General features: G+C 57.1%; 22 protein-coding genes. 15 read left to right on the top strand and 7 right to left on the bottom strand.

The annotated features are described in order from the left end of the window. Nucleotides 1-237: 237 nt before the first annotated feature. The 4 genes from BBG20_RS01815 to BBG20_RS31555 all read right to left on the bottom strand — a co-directional run bounded on the left by BBG20_RS01815 (nt 238) and on the right by BBG20_RS31555 (nt 3,998). Nucleotides 238-597: a PA0613 family protein gene (locus BBG20_RS01815; RefSeq protein ID WP_065899709.1), complete on the bottom strand. Its 360-nt coding sequence runs from the start codon at nt 595-597 to the stop codon at nt 238-240. Further along, nucleotides 594-2,816, bottom strand: coding sequence for a VapE domain-containing protein (locus BBG20_RS01810; RefSeq protein WP_065899707.1), 2,223 nt, complete (start codon nt 2,814-2,816; stop codon nt 594-596). The genes BBG20_RS01815 and BBG20_RS01810 overlap by 4 nt, the downstream gene beginning before the upstream one ends. Nucleotides 2,817-3,022: 206 nt before the next feature. Further along, entirely contained in the window at nt 3,023-3,532 is a 510-nt protein-coding gene (locus tag BBG20_RS01805) for a phage regulatory CII family protein (RefSeq protein WP_065899705.1), read from the bottom strand. Nucleotides 3,533-3,809: 277 nt separating this feature from the next. Continuing rightward, on the bottom strand, nt 3,810-3,998 hold the full coding sequence (locus tag BBG20_RS31555) for a Cro/CI family transcriptional regulator (RefSeq protein ID WP_083221312.1): 189 nt from the start codon (nt 3,996-3,998) through the stop codon (nt 3,810-3,812). 98 nt (nt 3,999-4,096) lie between these two features. Here BBG20_RS31555 and BBG20_RS01800 point away from each other — a divergent pair, with 98 nt between their 5' ends. From BBG20_RS01800 to BBG20_RS01735, 14 genes are all read left to right on the top strand, one after another. After that, nucleotides 4,097-4,753 carry a LexA family transcriptional regulator gene (locus BBG20_RS01800; RefSeq protein ID WP_065899702.1) on the top strand — a complete coding sequence of 219 codons (657 nt, stop codon included), beginning with the start codon at nt 4,097-4,099 and terminating at the stop codon, nt 4,751-4,753. Nucleotides 4,754-5,018: 265 nt separating this feature from the next. After that, nucleotides 5,019-5,576, top strand: a complete 558-nt coding sequence (locus tag BBG20_RS01795) for a hypothetical protein (RefSeq protein WP_065899700.1) — start codon at nt 5,019-5,021, stop codon at nt 5,574-5,576. 9 nt (nt 5,577-5,585) lie between these two features. Next, nucleotides 5,586-5,876: a phage antirepressor KilAC domain-containing protein gene (locus tag BBG20_RS01790; protein WP_065899698.1), complete on the top strand. Its 291-nt coding sequence runs from the start codon at nt 5,586-5,588 to the stop codon at nt 5,874-5,876. Nucleotides 5,877-6,038: 162 nt separating this feature from the next. Continuing rightward, nucleotides 6,039-6,506, top strand: a complete 468-nt coding sequence (locus tag BBG20_RS01785) for a hypothetical protein (protein WP_065899696.1) — start codon at nt 6,039-6,041, stop codon at nt 6,504-6,506. Then, nucleotides 6,503-6,823 carry a pyocin activator PrtN family protein gene (locus tag BBG20_RS01780; RefSeq protein ID WP_065899693.1) on the top strand — a complete coding sequence of 107 codons (321 nt, stop codon included), beginning with the start codon at nt 6,503-6,505 and terminating at the stop codon, nt 6,821-6,823. Before BBG20_RS01785 ends, BBG20_RS01780 begins: the two co-directional genes overlap by 4 nt. 89 nt (nt 6,824-6,912) lie before the next feature. Further along, the gene (locus BBG20_RS01775; protein WP_065899691.1) at nt 6,913-7,311 is read left to right on the top strand and encodes a FliH/SctL family protein; all 399 of its coding nucleotides are present in this window, start codon (nt 6,913-6,915) and stop codon (nt 7,309-7,311) included. Then, the gene (locus tag BBG20_RS01770; RefSeq protein WP_065899689.1) at nt 7,308-7,529 is read left to right on the top strand and encodes a hypothetical protein; all 222 of its coding nucleotides are present in this window, start codon (nt 7,308-7,310) and stop codon (nt 7,527-7,529) included. Before BBG20_RS01775 ends, BBG20_RS01770 begins: the two co-directional genes overlap by 4 nt. Then, nucleotides 7,526-8,068 (top strand): phosphohydrolase, encoded by a 543-nt coding sequence (locus BBG20_RS01765; RefSeq protein ID WP_065899684.1) that lies wholly within the window; start codon nt 7,526-7,528, stop codon nt 8,066-8,068. The genes BBG20_RS01770 and BBG20_RS01765 overlap by 4 nt, the downstream gene beginning before the upstream one ends. Beyond that, nucleotides 8,065-8,352: a hypothetical protein gene (locus BBG20_RS31545; RefSeq protein ID WP_083221311.1), complete on the top strand. Its 288-nt coding sequence runs from the start codon at nt 8,065-8,067 to the stop codon at nt 8,350-8,352. Before BBG20_RS01765 ends, BBG20_RS31545 begins: the two co-directional genes overlap by 4 nt. Next, nucleotides 8,345-10,336, top strand: a complete 1,992-nt coding sequence (locus BBG20_RS01760; RefSeq protein WP_065899683.1) for a DNA cytosine methyltransferase — start codon at nt 8,345-8,347, stop codon at nt 10,334-10,336. Before BBG20_RS31545 ends, BBG20_RS01760 begins: the two co-directional genes overlap by 8 nt. Before the next feature lie 267 nt (nt 10,337-10,603). Then, complete coding sequence (locus BBG20_RS01750) at nt 10,604-10,867, top strand: hypothetical protein (protein ID WP_065899682.1); 264 nt, start codon at nt 10,604-10,606, stop codon at nt 10,865-10,867. Between the two features lie 10 nt (nt 10,868-10,877). Continuing rightward, entirely contained in the window at nt 10,878-11,309 is a 432-nt protein-coding gene (locus tag BBG20_RS01745; RefSeq protein WP_065899681.1) for a hypothetical protein, read from the top strand. Further along, complete coding sequence (locus tag BBG20_RS01740; protein WP_065899680.1) at nt 11,306-11,512, top strand: DUF4224 domain-containing protein; 207 nt, start codon at nt 11,306-11,308, stop codon at nt 11,510-11,512. The genes BBG20_RS01745 and BBG20_RS01740 overlap by 4 nt, the downstream gene beginning before the upstream one ends. After that, the gene (locus BBG20_RS01735) at nt 11,509-12,657 is read left to right on the top strand and encodes a site-specific integrase (protein WP_065899677.1); all 1,149 of its coding nucleotides are present in this window, start codon (nt 11,509-11,511) and stop codon (nt 12,655-12,657) included. Before BBG20_RS01740 ends, BBG20_RS01735 begins: the two co-directional genes overlap by 4 nt. Here BBG20_RS01735 and BBG20_RS01730 read toward each other — a convergent pair. From BBG20_RS01730 to BBG20_RS01720, 3 genes are read right to left on the bottom strand one after another with little or no spacing between them, the layout of a single operon-like run. Next, complete coding sequence (locus BBG20_RS01730; protein ID WP_141697255.1) at nt 12,654-13,196, bottom strand: hypothetical protein; 543 nt, start codon at nt 13,194-13,196, stop codon at nt 12,654-12,656. The two genes, BBG20_RS01735 and BBG20_RS01730, sit on opposite strands and share 4 nt — an antisense overlap. A 22-nt stretch (nt 13,197-13,218) precedes the next feature. After that, nucleotides 13,219-13,725 (bottom strand): hypothetical protein, encoded by a 507-nt coding sequence (locus BBG20_RS01725; RefSeq protein ID WP_065899672.1) that lies wholly within the window; start codon nt 13,723-13,725, stop codon nt 13,219-13,221. Nucleotides 13,726-13,736: 11 nt separating this feature from the next. Beyond that, nucleotides 13,737-14,606 carry a TIGR04255 family protein gene (locus BBG20_RS01720; RefSeq protein ID WP_065899670.1) on the bottom strand — a complete coding sequence of 290 codons (870 nt, stop codon included), beginning with the start codon at nt 14,604-14,606 and terminating at the stop codon, nt 13,737-13,739. A 553-nt stretch (nt 14,607-15,159) separates the two neighbouring features. On the opposite strand from BBG20_RS01720, the gene BBG20_RS01715 reads away from it, so the two are divergent. Next, nucleotides 15,160-16,482 carry a tyrosine-type recombinase/integrase gene (locus tag BBG20_RS01715; protein ID WP_065899668.1) on the top strand — a complete coding sequence of 441 codons (1,323 nt, stop codon included), beginning with the start codon at nt 15,160-15,162 and terminating at the stop codon, nt 16,480-16,482.

Genomic DNA, 16,482 nt, shown 5'->3' with positions numbered 1-16,482 from the left:
GACTCAAACACCGATAAATCAAAGCGGCGCCCCTCCGTCCTACCATTTATTACTTTTTCCATGTAAAGGGAGAATTAATAAACGCTGCGCGTACGCGCGCGCGTATGTGGGTGTGTGCGTCACATGCGGGAAAGATGCAAAAACGGTGGGACGGTGGGCCATCATCAATTAACACGCGGCGCGCAGTTGACCCACCCGCCAAAACACTAGCAGGCCGTACAGGGACGCGCCGCGCCATCAAGCTACGCGCTCCAGCAGCATGCCTGCGATCTCCAGATGTGCCGAGTGTAAGCGCGCATAGAACTGCGTTCGACCACACCCGCAGTGCGCCCATTTCTGGCGTTCTACGCTTTCACGGTTCAGGTAATGCTCCTGCACCACTTGGGCCAGATGCCAGGACAGACGCTTGTTTACGATCACCTCAATGTCTGCACTCCATGGCAGCAGCATCTTCGAACCGCCGCGCGTGCCTCGAATCAATTCCCCCCGGCAATCGATCAATTGACCCAACATACTGCTGGCAGATCCGTTAGGGCCGCCGCCACCGTGCATATCGAGCGCCCACAATTTCAACATCTCATCCATTTCCGGGATCAAAATGCGGTCTCCTGCCTGGGCACCGCCGACCTTCGCTTCCACTCCGGCGGTTTCACATACTCATAGCTGCGCACACCACGCACACAGTTACCCTTGCGCCGGCGGGGCCAATTCATCCGATGCATAATCTTGCCGATGCGCATTTGCTCGGGTCGACCCCAGTGGCTTGGATCGATGTTAAGCGCGTGCTCAAGCAAGTGCGCGCCTGTCACCGTATCGCCAATATGCTTGTCGGCTAGGTAGCCGACCACCAGGTCTTCCCACATATCGGCCTGATAACGCTGATCCTGCTCAGCGGCAAAAACATCAGCTTCATCGCGCTCCACCCACCATATGTCACCCGCGCGAAAACAGGCTAACGCTTCGGCCCAGAGTTGATCACGGTCGGCTCGCAAGCCCTCAAGATCAACTTTGGTACACATCACCGGCCAGTAACGGCGGTTGCCCGTATCGTCCTTCAGGTACTCATCCTGGTTGGTCGTACCGATAAAAACGCTCTGCCGGGGCACATCCAGCATCCGCCGGCCATAGCTCTCGCGGTAGGTATCGATGGGCGATGAGACGAATTGCTTGGCCTTGGTCGACTCTGCCTTGTTCAATGAGTCCAGCTCGGCCATCTCCACAATCCACTTGCCCCGGATCGCCTGATAGGCGTCTTTGCTGCTCAGATCAAATGACGTATCCATGAACCACTCGCCGCCCAATACCCGCGCAGCCGTGGATTTCCCCTCGCCCTGCAAGCCTTCCAAAATCAACATTGAGTCAGCCTTACAGCCAGGTCGACACACGCGGGCCACCGCAGAAATCATCCAGCGCTTGCCCACCTTGCGGGTGTACGAACTATCCTTAACGCCCAGCCGATCCTGCAACCAACGCTCAAGGCGTGGCAGGCCATCCCACTCAAGGCTTTCTAGATACTCGCGCACCGGGTGGTAAGCGTTGTCATTCGCCACCGCACTTACTGCCTCAACCACGTGGGCAGTCTTCACCCGCAGCCCGTACACATCAGCAAGCCACAGCGCCACCCTAATATCGTCCAGATCACTCCAGTCGCCCTTGCCACCACCATATGGAGGCGTACGTAACTTGCGGGTCTTTGAACTGAACGAATCCCAGGCGATTACCCCGGCCCAGCGTTTATCATTACCCAGAATCAATGCCACATTGAATGGATGTACGATCAACCCGCCTTTTTCGGAATACTGCAGCTTCTCGCGCCACCCCTCATCAGCAGACGGACGCACCACCGCTAGTGCCTGACGGCGCACCGTATCCAGGCCCTCAGCGCAGTGAAGATCGTTGAAATCGGTCCAGCCGTCTTCCCGGTTGTTGTCGAATACCGGCATAACCACCTGGCCACCAACCACAACCGCCGCATTGCTAGCCTTGATTACCCCCGCGTTATACGGGTGCCCATTCACTACAGTCTTCCAATCATCATCTGCGCAAAACACCAGCTGCCGGCCGGGATACTTTGTGCGCATGGCTTGTGCCACCGCCAACAGGTTGCCAGCATCAAAGCAAATACATACCGTCAACGAGGTCGCCATGTGCAGGCTGGCGCCGGTCGCGTATCCCTCTGCAATCAGAATCACATCGCCCGGCTCAGGCTCCGGGCCGATCAGGTGAAATGCGCCTTCCTTCGCCAAACCATACGGCCAATAGGTTTTGTTCCTGCCCGTAGCTGCTTGCTTTTCGGGATACAGCACCTGCAGGCCGACGATATCGCCTTTCACATTGCGCATCGGCACAAAAGCCGTACCGCTTTTCGCCTTGTAACGCAGACCGATCCCGACTACCCGCTTGGCATCCAAATAACGCGATCCGCCCTTTTCAGATAGGTGCTTCCACATACCAGCAGCGCGCCGGGCGGCAGTGCGATGCTTTCGATCCTCGGCCAAGGAGGCCTTACGCTGACCCTCCTCGGCCCTGGCGCGCATCACCGCTCGATCTTCAGCGCTCAGCCGCCCGCCCTTAGGCTTGATCTTCTGCCAACTGCCTTTTTCACCCTGACGCCAGTCGCCAAACGCGCCGCAATACAGTGTTTTGCCGTCACCAGTCAGATGGTCATAGATCACATACCAGCCCGTTTTCTCCGGGGCCTTATCACCGTCGCACTCGCAACGCGTTCGCTTACCAATCACCAGTGGCGTTTCTGGTTTAAGTCCGTAGCCCTGCAACTGGGCCAACACATCATCAAGTAGTTCGTGATTAGTCATGCCGTACCCCACGCCGGTCTGCCAGGTCCTGGCAGTCAGTGCAGCGCGTACAGCCGCGATCAAGCATTGCCAACCGCCGAGCCTCTAGGATGACATCCCCGCAGTCCACGCACTCGAGCGTACATTGGCCTGGATTGGCAGTAGGTCGCGCGGCCATGGCCACTGCGAAATTAAGAGCAATGACGTTATCAGCCACATCTGCGTTGTCAGACATAATGCAGATCCTCCGCATGCATCTTGCGGAGCACTGCGCGCAACTTGAACACCGCCTGCACCATTCGCTCGGCCAGCAGTTCAAACTCAGCCAGTTCGTCTTCATCCAATTTGTCATCAGACAACGACGTCGATACATGCGTGGCTAACTCCCCCTCACGAGAAAGCAACTCGCCAATGCCTGCCATCAGCGACTGCGCCGTGTCGGTGTCGCTCAACTCGGAAACGTCGATTCCCACCCAACCGATTGGATGCAGCAACGCGTCTACGATGCGCGGATCGCGCGTGGCATCCAGCACCAACTCAAGATCGCCAATGTTAGGCGTGTGGCTGGTGTTGGTCAGGCTCAGCTTGTGATTGAGGGTAGTGGCGTTGCCGCCGTCGATAGCGGCAATGGCAGTGGCGCCGCCCGGATAATCACGTGCGGCGTGGAGCAAAGCTTGCGGTAGAGTCAACAGCGAACGCCGTGCGCGCTCAATGGAATTGAACTGTTTACGGTTCATGGCAAAACTCCAAAAACTCTGCCAGTGACCGCCGCATGCCTGTTTGGTACAGTTACGCCGTGGTCACTTACAGGTGGTCGCATGCAGCCGGTTGCTCTGTGGTAGAAAACCCGGCTGCACCCCAATGGCAAGGCACACGCTCCGCATGTGCCCTGTCGTTACAGCCTGCAGATCGTGGTGGGTTAGCAGGCAACCCAAGGCATCCGTGCCCTAGGGGGGGGTGGTAGAACGGCGCGTGGTATTGGTTTGCTCCGCGCCGCTCTGCCCTTTACTTCATTCAAGCGGCTTGCTGGGTTGACGCTTTAACTGTCGCCCGGAGCTTTCCATCTGTAAGCACTTGAACCTGGTATTGGCGTGACTGCGGCGGCTCAGTACCCCATTGCGATACTGCAGCGGGAGAGACTTTCAGAGCCGCAGCCACTTTAGATTTCCCTCCGAAGAAGGCGATTACTTCTGTCGTGAGCATGGTGCTCTCCTGTTTGCCTGCCCAATACAGTAAGCACACTTAACTTATTTGGCAAGCAAGTGAAGGACTCCAAACAAAGTAAGCCTTAAGCTAGCTTAATGAATACTCCAGCGGAAAGAATCGCATACGCCATTTCCAAGTGCGGAAAGAAAGCCAGCGTCTTGGCCATAGAGTCCAACCTGAGTGCTGCCAGAATTAGCCAGTTAGCCCAGGGAGACGGGAGCCTCAAGGCTGAAAATCTTTTCTTATTCGCACGCGCTACCGGGTTCTCAGCACAGTGGCTTGCCGAAGGCATTGGGGACAAATATGACGCCGGTGCCCTCGAGGAGGGCCATGTGCTGATTCCCCAATTCACCGCCAAGGCGGGTGCAGGCCCGGGTCACACAAACCACCACATAGAAGACCTCGGCGGCCTAATGTTTAGGAGAGACTGGCTTAGCCGAATGGGCTTGAAGGAAAAGAACCTCAAGGTCATCTACAGCACAGGAATGAGCATGTTCCCGACCATTGCTGATGATGATGTGCTGCTGATTGACGAAGGCCAGCGGGAGCCATTGAACGGTAGAATCTATGCAATTCAGCGCCCAGACGGAGACATCAGCATCAAGCGCTTAGTCCACACGCTCACCAACGGCTGGATAATTCGAAGCGACAACGAGGACAAACGCGCTTATCCGGATGAGAGCGCTACCGATACAAGCATTGGTCATCTACTCATCATCGGACGGGCCGTATGGCACGCCGGCCCCCTATAATTCTAGCCCTCTTAACAAAATACATAAGCAAGCTTGACTTGAAAAGTTAAGAGAACTTTAATTGCCTCACTCTCCTACCACAGAGCGAGGCAATTCCCATGCAAACCGCAACCTTGCACGTCCTACCAACGTGCCCAGAAAGCCGCGTTTTCGAGGTGCGCCGCCTAGCCATAATCCACGGCTGCGCCTTCGCCCCCACTAAACGCAAATCAACCACCAGCCCAACTCCAACTCCCTCCAATCCAGACGATGGAGGGCGCGCAGCATGAGTAAACTATCTCTCAATGCCAGCGCCTACATCCGACTACAGGCCCAGGTAAACCTTAGCGGCACGTTCAATCACACCCTGCATTCGTGTGATGGCTGCCAATCCGTAGCGGCTCGGGTCGAGATCGATCAGTGCAATGCCGGCATCACGGTCTTGGTGCAGATTTGCGGGACGCTCAACTCTGTCACCCTTGATAAGCACCGCAAAAACAACGCCACGCGCATTGCGAGCTTTATTGAAGGTATCGCCAATGGCCGCAGCACTACCGGTGTGCCTGACGTAGATGAGCATGAAGCTGTCAGCGATATAGAGGCCACCCTACGTCTGGCTATCCGACGTGGGCGCGGCATCTACCACCTTATCGCCGATGAACTAGAGCCGTCACTTCAGATCCAGCGCAACCCACGTGGCGGTTATATCGCCACGCTCGAACTCGACGACGCCGGCTACTTGTTCACCCTGCCCGCCGACAACCAGCGCGCCCACACAATCCTGGCTGAATACCTCAACCAATTCCTGCAGGGCTACCGCAATAGCCTCGCAGCCGCCGCATGAGGTGCCGCCATGAGCCTATCCCTCAAACGCGTAGCCGAACGCCTGGGCCTGGGGCACCGCGAGTTGATGAAACGCATGCGCGACAAAGGCCTGCTGGATCAACGCAACCTTCCAACCAACCCTGCCCTGACCAAAGACTTTTTGGTCACCCGTGAAAGTCGCTGGTTTCACGAGAAGCATGGCATGCAATACAAGCGCACTACGCGCGTGACCGATATTGGCATTTCCTGGCTGGCCAGGCAGATCGGTATTGAGCGCCCAGCCCCACCCACCGTACCTGACCCGCGAGAAGTCGCGTAATGAGACAGCCCGAAGCATGGCCGCGCCAGTACGCCCGCCAGATCACGGCGATGCGAACCCGCGAGGAACGCGTCGCCGCGCTGGCAGAAGTACCGGAGCACCTACGCGCTCTGGTACGTACCCACGTTGAGATCGCCTGGAACCACCCCCGAGGGAACACACATGGACCGCAAACTGATTGACACCCTACTGATCGAACTACTGAACCTGCCTGAAGAACGTCGTACGGCTGAGAAAATTCTTGCCAATCTCACCCTGGCCGCAACTGCCGCCGACGTTTCCCTCACCATCACCGGCGCACCGCTGCAAATCGAGCACCTACAACTGGCGGCCGCTCTCGACCAACTCGTGATTGATCTCGGCCCCAACTACCGTGCTCGCGCCATGCTGCGCCTTGGCAATGGCATTGAAGGCGTTGAACTGGGTGCCGTTCTCGAACCGCTAGACAGTACTTCACCACTACCGCGTTTCGTGGCGTTTGCCAGCACGGCACGTACAGCACTGGCAGCCATCAACCGAGACATTCGAGCGAGCCACCAACCCCACACTAAAGAACCGACACAACGTAAATCTGGAAAGCTGACGCTCGGCACGCTCAAGGCGCAAGTAGATAAGGCAAATGCAGCATGACGGCCTCCGTACAGCGCGAACTGCGCCTGCCGATAGCGCCGAGAAGTCAGACCGTTGACCTGTTGTACCGAACGCTCGGGGATCTGCTCGTACCCGTCGAACAGGTACGTGAACGCTACTTCAGCAATCTCAACCAGGACAACTTCACTCGTGCACTGACAAGCGGCCGTGTAGCGCTACCCATCACGACTCTGGATACCAGCGCCAAGCGCCCCCGCTTTATCGACATCCGCCATCTGGCCATCTTCATTGATACACAGGCAGATGCTGCGGACGAGGAGCTGACAAACACTCAACCCCAGCCAGAAGAGCGATGACTTTTTGACCGACACACGTCGATAACAGTCGCACCACCGCAACCGCTGCGCCACCAGCCAAGCGGTATACAACCCAAGGAGCAAACCAAATGACAGCATTTGAAATTTTCGCATTGATCAGCTTCGTAATTGCACTCGCCATTCTGTATTGGGTCGGGTATCGAGGCGGCTTAAAGGATGGCTGGAGCGAAGGCTACGACGACGGCCACGGTAAGGGCTATATCGAGGGCATTGAAGAGGGCGAGTCGTCGGGCGCCACTGCTCTCGAAAACGCCACACGGCGATGTGAGCGCCTAGAACTGATTTTGATGAGGGAACCCCAGGACCGTCAGATCCTTCTGGCCATCGCGGGAAAACTCAAACTCGCCGCCGACTTCTTTCAAGCGATCAAATCGGAAGGCCACGCAACTCAAGCACTCATTCTGCGCGGCCACGCTTTGAGCATGGCCGCCGAGTTGGATTCCTTCTATCAGGAGGATGCAGCATGAGTCGCCCTATCCCAATGATGCGTCTGACGCCCCAGGCCGCTGGAACACTGCAACAGCAGTACAACAAGGCTATGAAGGAACTGAGCGTAATGACTCGACATAACAAAGAGTTTGACCGGCAGCTGAAAGCGCTGATCGGTTACGACGCCCTGCGCAAATTGCATAAGGCAACTGACAACGCCCTGCTGCTGGCCGATCTCGTGAAGGAGGCCGCATGAACTGGATCCTCACCCACACCGGCAAACGTTTTGACCTGTTCGAACCTGACGCCGACATGATCGACCCACGGGATATTTCCCACTCACTGGCACACCTCTGCCGCTTCAACGGGCATACCCGCGAGTTCTACAGCGTGGCGCAACACTGCTGCATCGTCGCCGAGCTGGTGCCGGAAGAACACAAGCTCGTAGCCTTACTCCACGACGCGCCAGAGGCGTACCTGGGCGACATGACCAAGCCACTTAAGCAGTGGCTACACGCATACCAGGACTTTGAAGACTGGGTATGGCAACGCGTGTGCCAACGCTTCGACATTGCTGCACAACTTCCTGCATGCGTTCACCAGGCCGACTTGATTGCGCTGGCCACCGAACGCCGCGACCTCATGCCAACCGATCCGGCTATCTGGGATTGTTTGGTCGGCATACAACCTATGGCCGAAATCATCCGTCCATGGCCTGCCGCAGAAGCCAGACTCACCTACTACCAGCGCCTGATGGACCAACTCGCTGTCGAACATCGGAGGAAAGCGGCATGAAGAACCAACTGGAAAACACCAGCGCCCTGCCCGCTTTGCTCCGCAGCACCAGTGGTGTCGACACGTCAGAAACAAACAGTCTCTGCTGCGCAGCAGCAGGCATTATTGCTCCTTCCAGCGCCACTGCCGAGGCACGTATACCCCACGAAAAGCTGCGCGGGGCAGCGGTCAGTGATGCAACGCTTACCGCTTCGGGACGCCCGCCTGCGCAGCCTGTCGCGGGGTATACGCACGTTTCGGGGAATGTGAGTTGCTATGCCGTGCGGGAGGCTTCCCATGCTTAAGCGCACCCTCACCCACTTCCATCTTTGCTGCGGTCTCGGCAGCGGCGCTGCTGGTTTCAGCGACTCCAAACCGGTCCTGGGACCTGTGCAAGCTGAATGGCGCTGCCTGGGTGGCGTCGACGTCGACCCCGCCGGGTTGCGCGATTTCCAGATGATGACCGGTGTATCTGGCACGCTGATGGACCTGTTCACCCGCGAACAATACACCGCGTTCCACGGCCAACAGCCGCCCGCCGGTTGGAAGGAAGCCACCGCCGAGGATCTGCGCCGCGCTGCCAGCAACGAAGATCCGGATGCAGTGTTCATCAGCAGTCCCTGCAAGGGTGCCTCGGGCCTTTTGTCCGAGACCATGAGCCAGACGCCCAAGTACCGGGCGCTCAATGAGCTCACGTTGCGTTGCGTATGGCTGATGTGCGAAGCCTGGAAGTACAACCCGGTGTCGCTGATCGTGTTCGAAAACGTACCGCGCCTGGCTACCCGTGGCCGGTACTTGCTGGACCAGATCACCAAGCTGCTAAGACACTACGGATACGCGGTGGCTGAAACCACCCACGACTGTGGCGAAATTGGTGGATTGGCCCAGAGCCGAAAACGCTTCTTGCTGGTGGCCAGGCACGTAGAGAAGGTCCCGGCGTTCCTGTACGAACCAGAGAAACGCAGCCTGCGTGCCGTCGGTGACGTGCTGAGCCGCATGCCGCTGGCAGGCGATATAGATCAGGCAGGGCCGATGCACCGCGTGCCGGCGTTGCAGTGGAAAACATGGATACGCCTAGCCCTGGTCGAGGCCGGGAAGGATTGGCGCAGCCTGAGCCGGTTTGCGATCGAGGACGGGCACCTGCGCGACTTTGTGATCGTGCCTGACTACCAATACGGCGTACTCGGGGTTGTCGATTGGGACGATACAGCCGGGGTGGTTGCAGGTGCGAGCCGCCCAATGAACGACAAGTTTTCCGTGGCAGATCCGCGACCCACCAACAAATTCGAGTACACCCAATTCGGCGTACTGCCCTATGACCGCCACTGCGGTGTCGTAACCGGTCAACGCAGCCCGGGGCAAGGGACGTTCAGCGTTGCTGATCCGCGCATGACCGACGAGCGCCACAATAATATGTTCCGCGTGGTACGCAATGATCAAACCGCCGGCACTGTGACTGCAGGACAAGGGCCGAGCTCTGGCGGGCAGGCCGTGGCCGACCCTCGGCAACCGTCCAAGGGTTTCGGCAAGTACCTGGTCACCGACTACAGCAAGCCGGCCGGCACCGTCATCGCCGGCAGCACCACCGGGCAAGGCGCTTTCGCCGTGGCAGATCCCGCCTATAAAACATGGCACCCGAATGCCAGCACGCAAAAGTTGCGGATCACGCCCTGGTGCGAGAGCGCCAAGACCGTGACTGGCTCGCAACAGGTTGCCAGCGGCGCGTTATCGATCGCAGATCCTCGCCCAGGAATGTCGCGCAGCAAGGGCGATGCGTACCTGACTGGCGGGCATTACGGCGTGGTCGAATACAGCGCACCGGCCGGCGCCATATCTGCCAGTGCTTGCCACGATAACGGCCGCTGGTCAGTTGCCGATCAGCGCATGCCGGCGCACAACGATCGGCTGACCTGCATGATCACCAGCCTCGACGGGACCTGGCACCGGCCGTTCACCACGCTGGAGTTGGCCGCGCTGCAATCACTGTTCGACCCAGAAGATCACTGGTCAGCAGATCCACAGATCGCCCATGAGATCGAGCGCATGCAGCGCGTTCGCAAGATTGAACAGGCGGGAGTCTTCCGGCTGGACGGAATCAACGACGGCCAGCACCGGGAGCGGATTGGCAACGCGGTACCACGCGCAGCGGCACGGGCAATGGCGGATGTGTTCGGCATGACGCTGCTGCTTTCCGAGGCTGGGGAGACATTCATACTCAGCAACATTTCGGTTTGGGTGCAGCCAGTGGCGATTGCGCTGAGTCTGGCCCAGCAGGAGGTTGGCGTATGACCGTTTTCCTACTGCTGTACCCGTGCGCGGACGCAACCCATACAGACTGCCAGGTGGTGAAGGCTGATAGCTGGAAGGGACCTCACGCCTACGAGCAATGCCTTGACGTTCTGCCTGATCTGACCAAGGCGCTGACTGCGCCCAACCGGAAACGACACAGATTCGTGTGTGAGATCCAATCCGACGGCGCACAACCCCGCAGAGCAGAAGCTACTGCCGTCGCGCGCTCATCAATCGTTTCGGATCTAACAGGAGAGGGCGATTGCAATGGCTTGTAAGCATGAAGACTTCAAGGCGACCGTAAGTGTTGCTCGAATCAAAAACAAAGGTCGATTCATGGCAGAAATCAGCATCGTATGCACGCACTGCGGCGTTCCGATGCAGTTCATGGGTCTCGAGCCGGGACTCAACTATGACGGCGCCACTGTCAACCTCGATGGTTTCAAGGCGCGCATTGGCATTCATCCTCGCGGCGAACGACCGAATCCCCTGCAGAAGCTTGCAGGCTATTCGATCCGCAATCACAACTGAGGCATTGGCCATGATCACCAAGCAAATGAATGACGGCATGCCGAAGCGATACCGGGCAAGCATTGGCAAATGGGGGGCTTCTCGGCGTGAATCGGTATACCTGTGTTCTGACATTGATAAGATGAACGAGGGCTTTTTTAAAATGGTTTCGGCGCTGCGCACCCTGCTTGATGGCCAAGATCGTCATGACAGTGTGCAGCGCTTCTGGTCCTACAACGCACAAAACATCCGCTGCGTTCGTGAGTCGGACTACGACGCCCTATCGCAACGTCTCGCCAACGCCGAGGCTGCCCTGAAGTGGGAATCGGAACGAAACGCGCTGTTACTAGCCCAGTTTAAGGACGCTCAAGCCCAGCCCCTGGGCGAGCAAGTGGTAATTATTGATATTGTTTACAGCGGAATGATCGAAGGGCTTCATATCTGTAAGCGGGAGGCAGTATGAGCGCAGCCCGTGTACTTGAGTTTGAAGACTTACAACGCGTAACCGGATATAGCCGCCGGGCAGACGTTGAAAAAGCGCTGCGCTCCCAAGGAATTCGAATCTTCAGTGGACGAAAGGGGCCCTGGACTACGGTGGATTTGATCAACCAGGCGGGCGGGCTAAAAACCTTGGATACCGGCAGCTACAGTGCGGACATCGTATGAAACGTGGTCGAAAGCGCCAACACAATCCCAACATCCCTGGGCACATTGACCAGGCGGCTTTGCCGCGCTCGGTCTATTTCGACCATAGGGGCGCTGGGTGCTGGTACATCCTGTATTTCAATGAGGCCGGGCGGCGACAGCGGCAGAACCTTTGCGCGGGTAACGTGACGCTTTCAGAGCTTCACCGCCTCATTGAGGAGCGCAACGGCGTCGACCGCGACAGCCTGCAATACCTCTGTGATGAGTTCCACAAGAGCGACCAGTATAAGGTCCTCAGCGAGAAAACCCACGACGACTATGTCTACTCCCGCGATGTTCTTTTAGCGTTTCCGACGAAGCTTGGCAAACCGCTGGGCGAACTGGCGGTGCTCAAGTTCACGCCGGCGCTCGTCCAGCGGATCATCGACAAGATAGCCCAAGATGGCACCCCCTCCAAAGCTGCCCACTCACTGCGCTACCTGCGCCGAGTGATGCAGTGGGGCCGTAACCGTGGTTTTGTGAAGGACAACCCAGCCAAGGGCATTGAGTCGCCGAAAGAGCGAAAGCAGCGCCGACTGCCAGACGATACTGTCATGGTTAACCTAATCAGGTTCGCGAAACAACAAGGCCAGCTCAAGAGCGGTCAGCCAGGGGCCTGCTCCCCTTACCTGTGGTATGTGATGGAAATCGGTTACCTCTGCCGCCTACGCGGTATCGAGACGATCACGCTCACCGACGAGAACGAGCTCGCCGAAGGCGTCCTCACCAACCGCCGCAAGGGCAGCCGAGACAATATTGTCCGTTGGACGCCCAGGCTGCGGGCGGCGTGGGATGCAGCCAAAGCCATCAGGTCGGAGACTTGGGAGCGGAAGCGTGTGCCGGTGCCGATCCGCGCAGACCAGCGCTTCCTGATCATCGCCGCCACCGGCAGACAGTTGTCGAAGTCGGGGCTTGATACAGCATTCCAGCGGCTGATCGTGCAGGCGATCGAGAAAAGTGTTCTGACCGAGGATCAGCGATTCGGGATGCACGACTTCAAGCGCAAGGGCATCACTGACACGGTGGGCACCCGGGCGGATAAGCAGCAGGCGTCAGGGCACAAAGATGAAGCGATGATGGACGTCTATGATTTGAGCTTGCCTCTGGTAGATCCATCCGGAGGCTAGACGTTTATCGGTACCTTTGTGAATGCGTCTGCAAGGTCCTTTCGAGCTTGCTTCTTTTCCGCATTCGAACGTCCCGCAACTTCGAAAACGTCGGCATGGACTACGTTATCCTCGAGAGCGGTGTCGTACACCGCTAAGAGCCTCTTGTTATCCATCATCAGGCTGCGAAGCGCCACGCAAGTCGCTGTGACGGCTCCGAGGTAGGTCCTCTCAGGCTTGTCCTCTGGCTTGACCAGATTGTAAGCCACAGCCTGCTGGCGTCCACGCTCATGACTTTGCGGGTCGATCGCTGCCGTATCAGCTCTTTCGCAAGATAAGCCTTTATCCTTGGCATCGGAAAACAGCGCTGGGAGCACTTCACCATCGTGCAAATGCAGCGGTGAAAAAACGAATCTGTGTAAATGCTCCTCAGCGCCTACCACGCGAGGAGAGAATTTACTGACGGACTCACACTCGCAGTATGCATCTGGAAAGCTGGCGTCGATCAGCTTAGCGCGGGTAGAGACCTCGCCCCTCCCAGTCGGTAATCCTTCAAACAATGCCCTACATGACATATATAAGTCAGACCAAATCCAAATGGGCCAAGAAGCCAGAATGAAGAACCGCTTCGTTGAGCGCCAAATCGGCACTCGCGAATCTTTGGCCGGGAGCATTATATATGTAGTGAAACGTCCCGTCCCCAGGGAAGGATATCTCTATGTAGCTATCAGCTTCCTTCCAAAAAAGGGAAATCTCTCCGTCACCGGCCAGCATGGGGATAGGAGCTTCAAATCTAATCGGAAGGACGTGCAGAAACTCAACTGCGTTGACCCACGAGGCATAGGTGGCCGGCACTCCGCCGTATCCGTCCCAGTCGTTATCCGCCTGGAGATACGAATGTAGCTTCGCGTAAAGCCTGCTCATACCCACATCCCTGCTATTGGTGTGCGTGGGAGGAAGCTGCACAAAAAAACCCGTAAGCCCTTGAGGGATCACCGTTTTAGGCGCGTTTTTGGTAGTCGGGATCTGCACCACGTATGGTGGAGGCTGATCCAGAATCGTGGACTGTGTTTCCATAGCTACGGCCATAGCAACTCTCCTTAGTTGGGATGGACTGTGTTGAACGAGATCATATCTTTAACCTGATCCGTCAGCATATCCCCCACTACCAATTTATTCTGATCATGCAGGTATTGGAATACGTCATTCATCTGATCGTTCAACTGACCATTTACAACCGGGTTGAACATTTCAAACAGCTGGTACTTATGGACTGTCGTAATTTGAACGTCGAACACCGAAGCGGTTTCGGTTACATTTACATTCACGTTGGTCAGTAGCTTGCCACGAAGGCCGAACTCGGGCCGGCTGAAATAACCATGATGAGAATGGAAAGCGTCAGTCAGCGAGGTGAAGGTCGGTGGCAAGTACTTATTCTGCGGGCTAAAAAGCTCTACAAGGGGTTGAGCTTCACCTCGCGGGAAATTCACCTTAAAGGCGTCTGTGTACTGCAAAGACAGCGCAGAGAACTTCGTGTCTCCCAGCCAAGGGGTCAGAATTGATAGGTATTTCCTGACCTCTGCCCACAGTCCAGCCCAGCGCACGTATTCGCCGCACACGATGATGAGCGCATTCGCCTGAATGTTGACTGAAAGCGCTGGTTCGCCGTTTGGCTTAACCCTATCGAAGGCAATGCCTGAGATTGGCCCTGCAGGGCCAAAGGGTCCGCCAAAGGGACTGGGAAACGGCGCGCCAAAAAATTGCTCAGCACCAGCCCCTTGGGGGATGTTCAACATCATCTGCTGCTGCTTAGAAACCCGAGGTAAATCCCCCACCAACTGGTCGTGGAGCTGGGTCCCCTCCAGCAAGCTGGCGAAAGCGTGCGGTGCCAATGGCGCAGAGAACTCGAACAGAAACAATACGTTACTGATCGCATGTTTACCGCCGTGGGGCTTGATAGTAGCTGCCATGGAACCTCAAAGGATCTTGTACAAAGCTTTAGCACTATATATAGCAGCTGCAAAGGGAATGCGCATGACACGCCAGCGCCGTTCACCCTACCGCTGTGGCCGCGGATAGTAGCACAGCGTACTCGTTCGTCTAACGCCAAAAGCGAAGCACGACGGGGCGCAGATGGCTGCGAATCTCGAGCAGTTATCCACAAGCGCAGCTGAATCTTCAATGAAAAAACGTTTCTTCACCACGTACATTAGATCGGCAGCAGCCAGTGAAACATGAGCCGTAGCTTATGCGTCACGTACATAAAATGTACGCAAGCCTATGATTATTCGAGCTAAGGCAGCTGACTTGTAATCAGTAGGTCCCGGGTTCGACTCCTGGTGCCGGCACCATACAAGGTTCCAGAGAAGGCTTTCAAAATCTCTGAAACCCCCGAAAAACCCGCCTTCTGGCGGGTTTTTTCGTTTTTGGGTTCCATCGGTTTCCGTCAGAAGCTGGTGGATTCCAACCGTTTTAAGGGTAGAGTTTGGGATACAGGTCACTTCGATAAAAGGGAGTACCCTTATGTCGCGCACCACAGCTCCGCTCTCCGACGCAGCTTGCCGCCTGGCAAAACCTACAGACCGCGCCTACAAGCTTTTCGACGGCGATGGCCTCTACCTCCTAGTCCAGCCCAATGGCCGCAAAGGCTGGCGGCTCCGTTACGTCAAACCTGACGGACGCGAAGGACTGACCTCGTTCGGCAACTACCCCGTCATTGGCCTCGCCGATGCGCGCCGCAAGCGCTTGGAGGTCAAGCGAATGCTGTCGGATGGCATTGATCCCATAGAGACCAAGCACCAAGCCAAGGCGGAAGCCGTGATCAAAGGCAGAACCTTTGAAAGCGTTGCGCTGGACTGGCACACAGAAATGTCGGCCAAGTGGGCACCAGGCCACTCCAAGACTGTGATGAGCCGCCTCAAAACCCACGTATTCCCGCTGATCGGCGCCCGCGCCATTGTCGACCTCGACACCCATGACCTCACGCAGCCCTTGGAAGCGATCAAGAAGCGCGGAACGATCGACGTTGCTTTAAGGGTACAAAACTACCTGCAGAGCATCATGCGCGAGGCAAAGCGCCTCCGGCTTATCACCACAAACCCTGCTTACGACCTCGAAGGCTCGATCAAAGCCCCGCGGGTGGTACATCGCCCCGCTCTACCCTTATCGCGACTGCCGGAACTGCAGGAGCGGATCGACACCTACAAAGGCCGCGCACTTACCCGGCTGACGGTCATGCTCTCGCTGCATGTGTTCGTACGCTCCAGCGAACTCCGCTTCGCCCGCTGGGGCGAGTTCGACCTCAAACGCGGCACCTGGGAGATACCGGACACTCGTCCAGCATTGGACGGAGTACCCTTTTCCACAAGGGGTACAAAGATGGCCAGGGACATCCACCTTGTACCCTTATCACCGCAAGCCGTGACTCTGCTTGAACAGATCCACGTCCTCACCGGCGAATTCGACCTGGTGTTTGCAGGCGATGCCAAGCCCTGGAAACCCATGTCTGAAAACACGGTGAACAGCGCACTCAGAAAAATGGGCTATGACACCAAAACCGAAATCTGCGGGCATGGGTTTCGTTCGATGGCCTGCAGCGCACTGATCGAGTCAGGATTGTGGTCGGAGACAGCCATTGAACGGCAGATGAGCTACAAAGAGCGGAACAACGTCCGCGCCGCTTACATCCACAAGGCCGAGTTCATTGAGGAGCGCAGGCTGATCATGAACTGGTGGAGCCGGTATCTGGGGGCCAACCGGCACGAGCATGTCACCCCGCACGAATTTGCAAACCAGACCGGGACGAACGTCACGCGGCTCAAGGCGAAAAGCCGCTTGAGGGAGTAG

The sequence above is a fragment of the Pseudomonas aylmerensis genome (assembly GCF_001702265.1).
In the GTDB taxonomy this organism is placed as follows: Bacteria; Pseudomonadota; Gammaproteobacteria; order Pseudomonadales; family Pseudomonadaceae; genus Aquipseudomonas; species Aquipseudomonas aylmerensis.
This window is presented reverse-complemented; position numbering and strand designations above follow the sequence as displayed.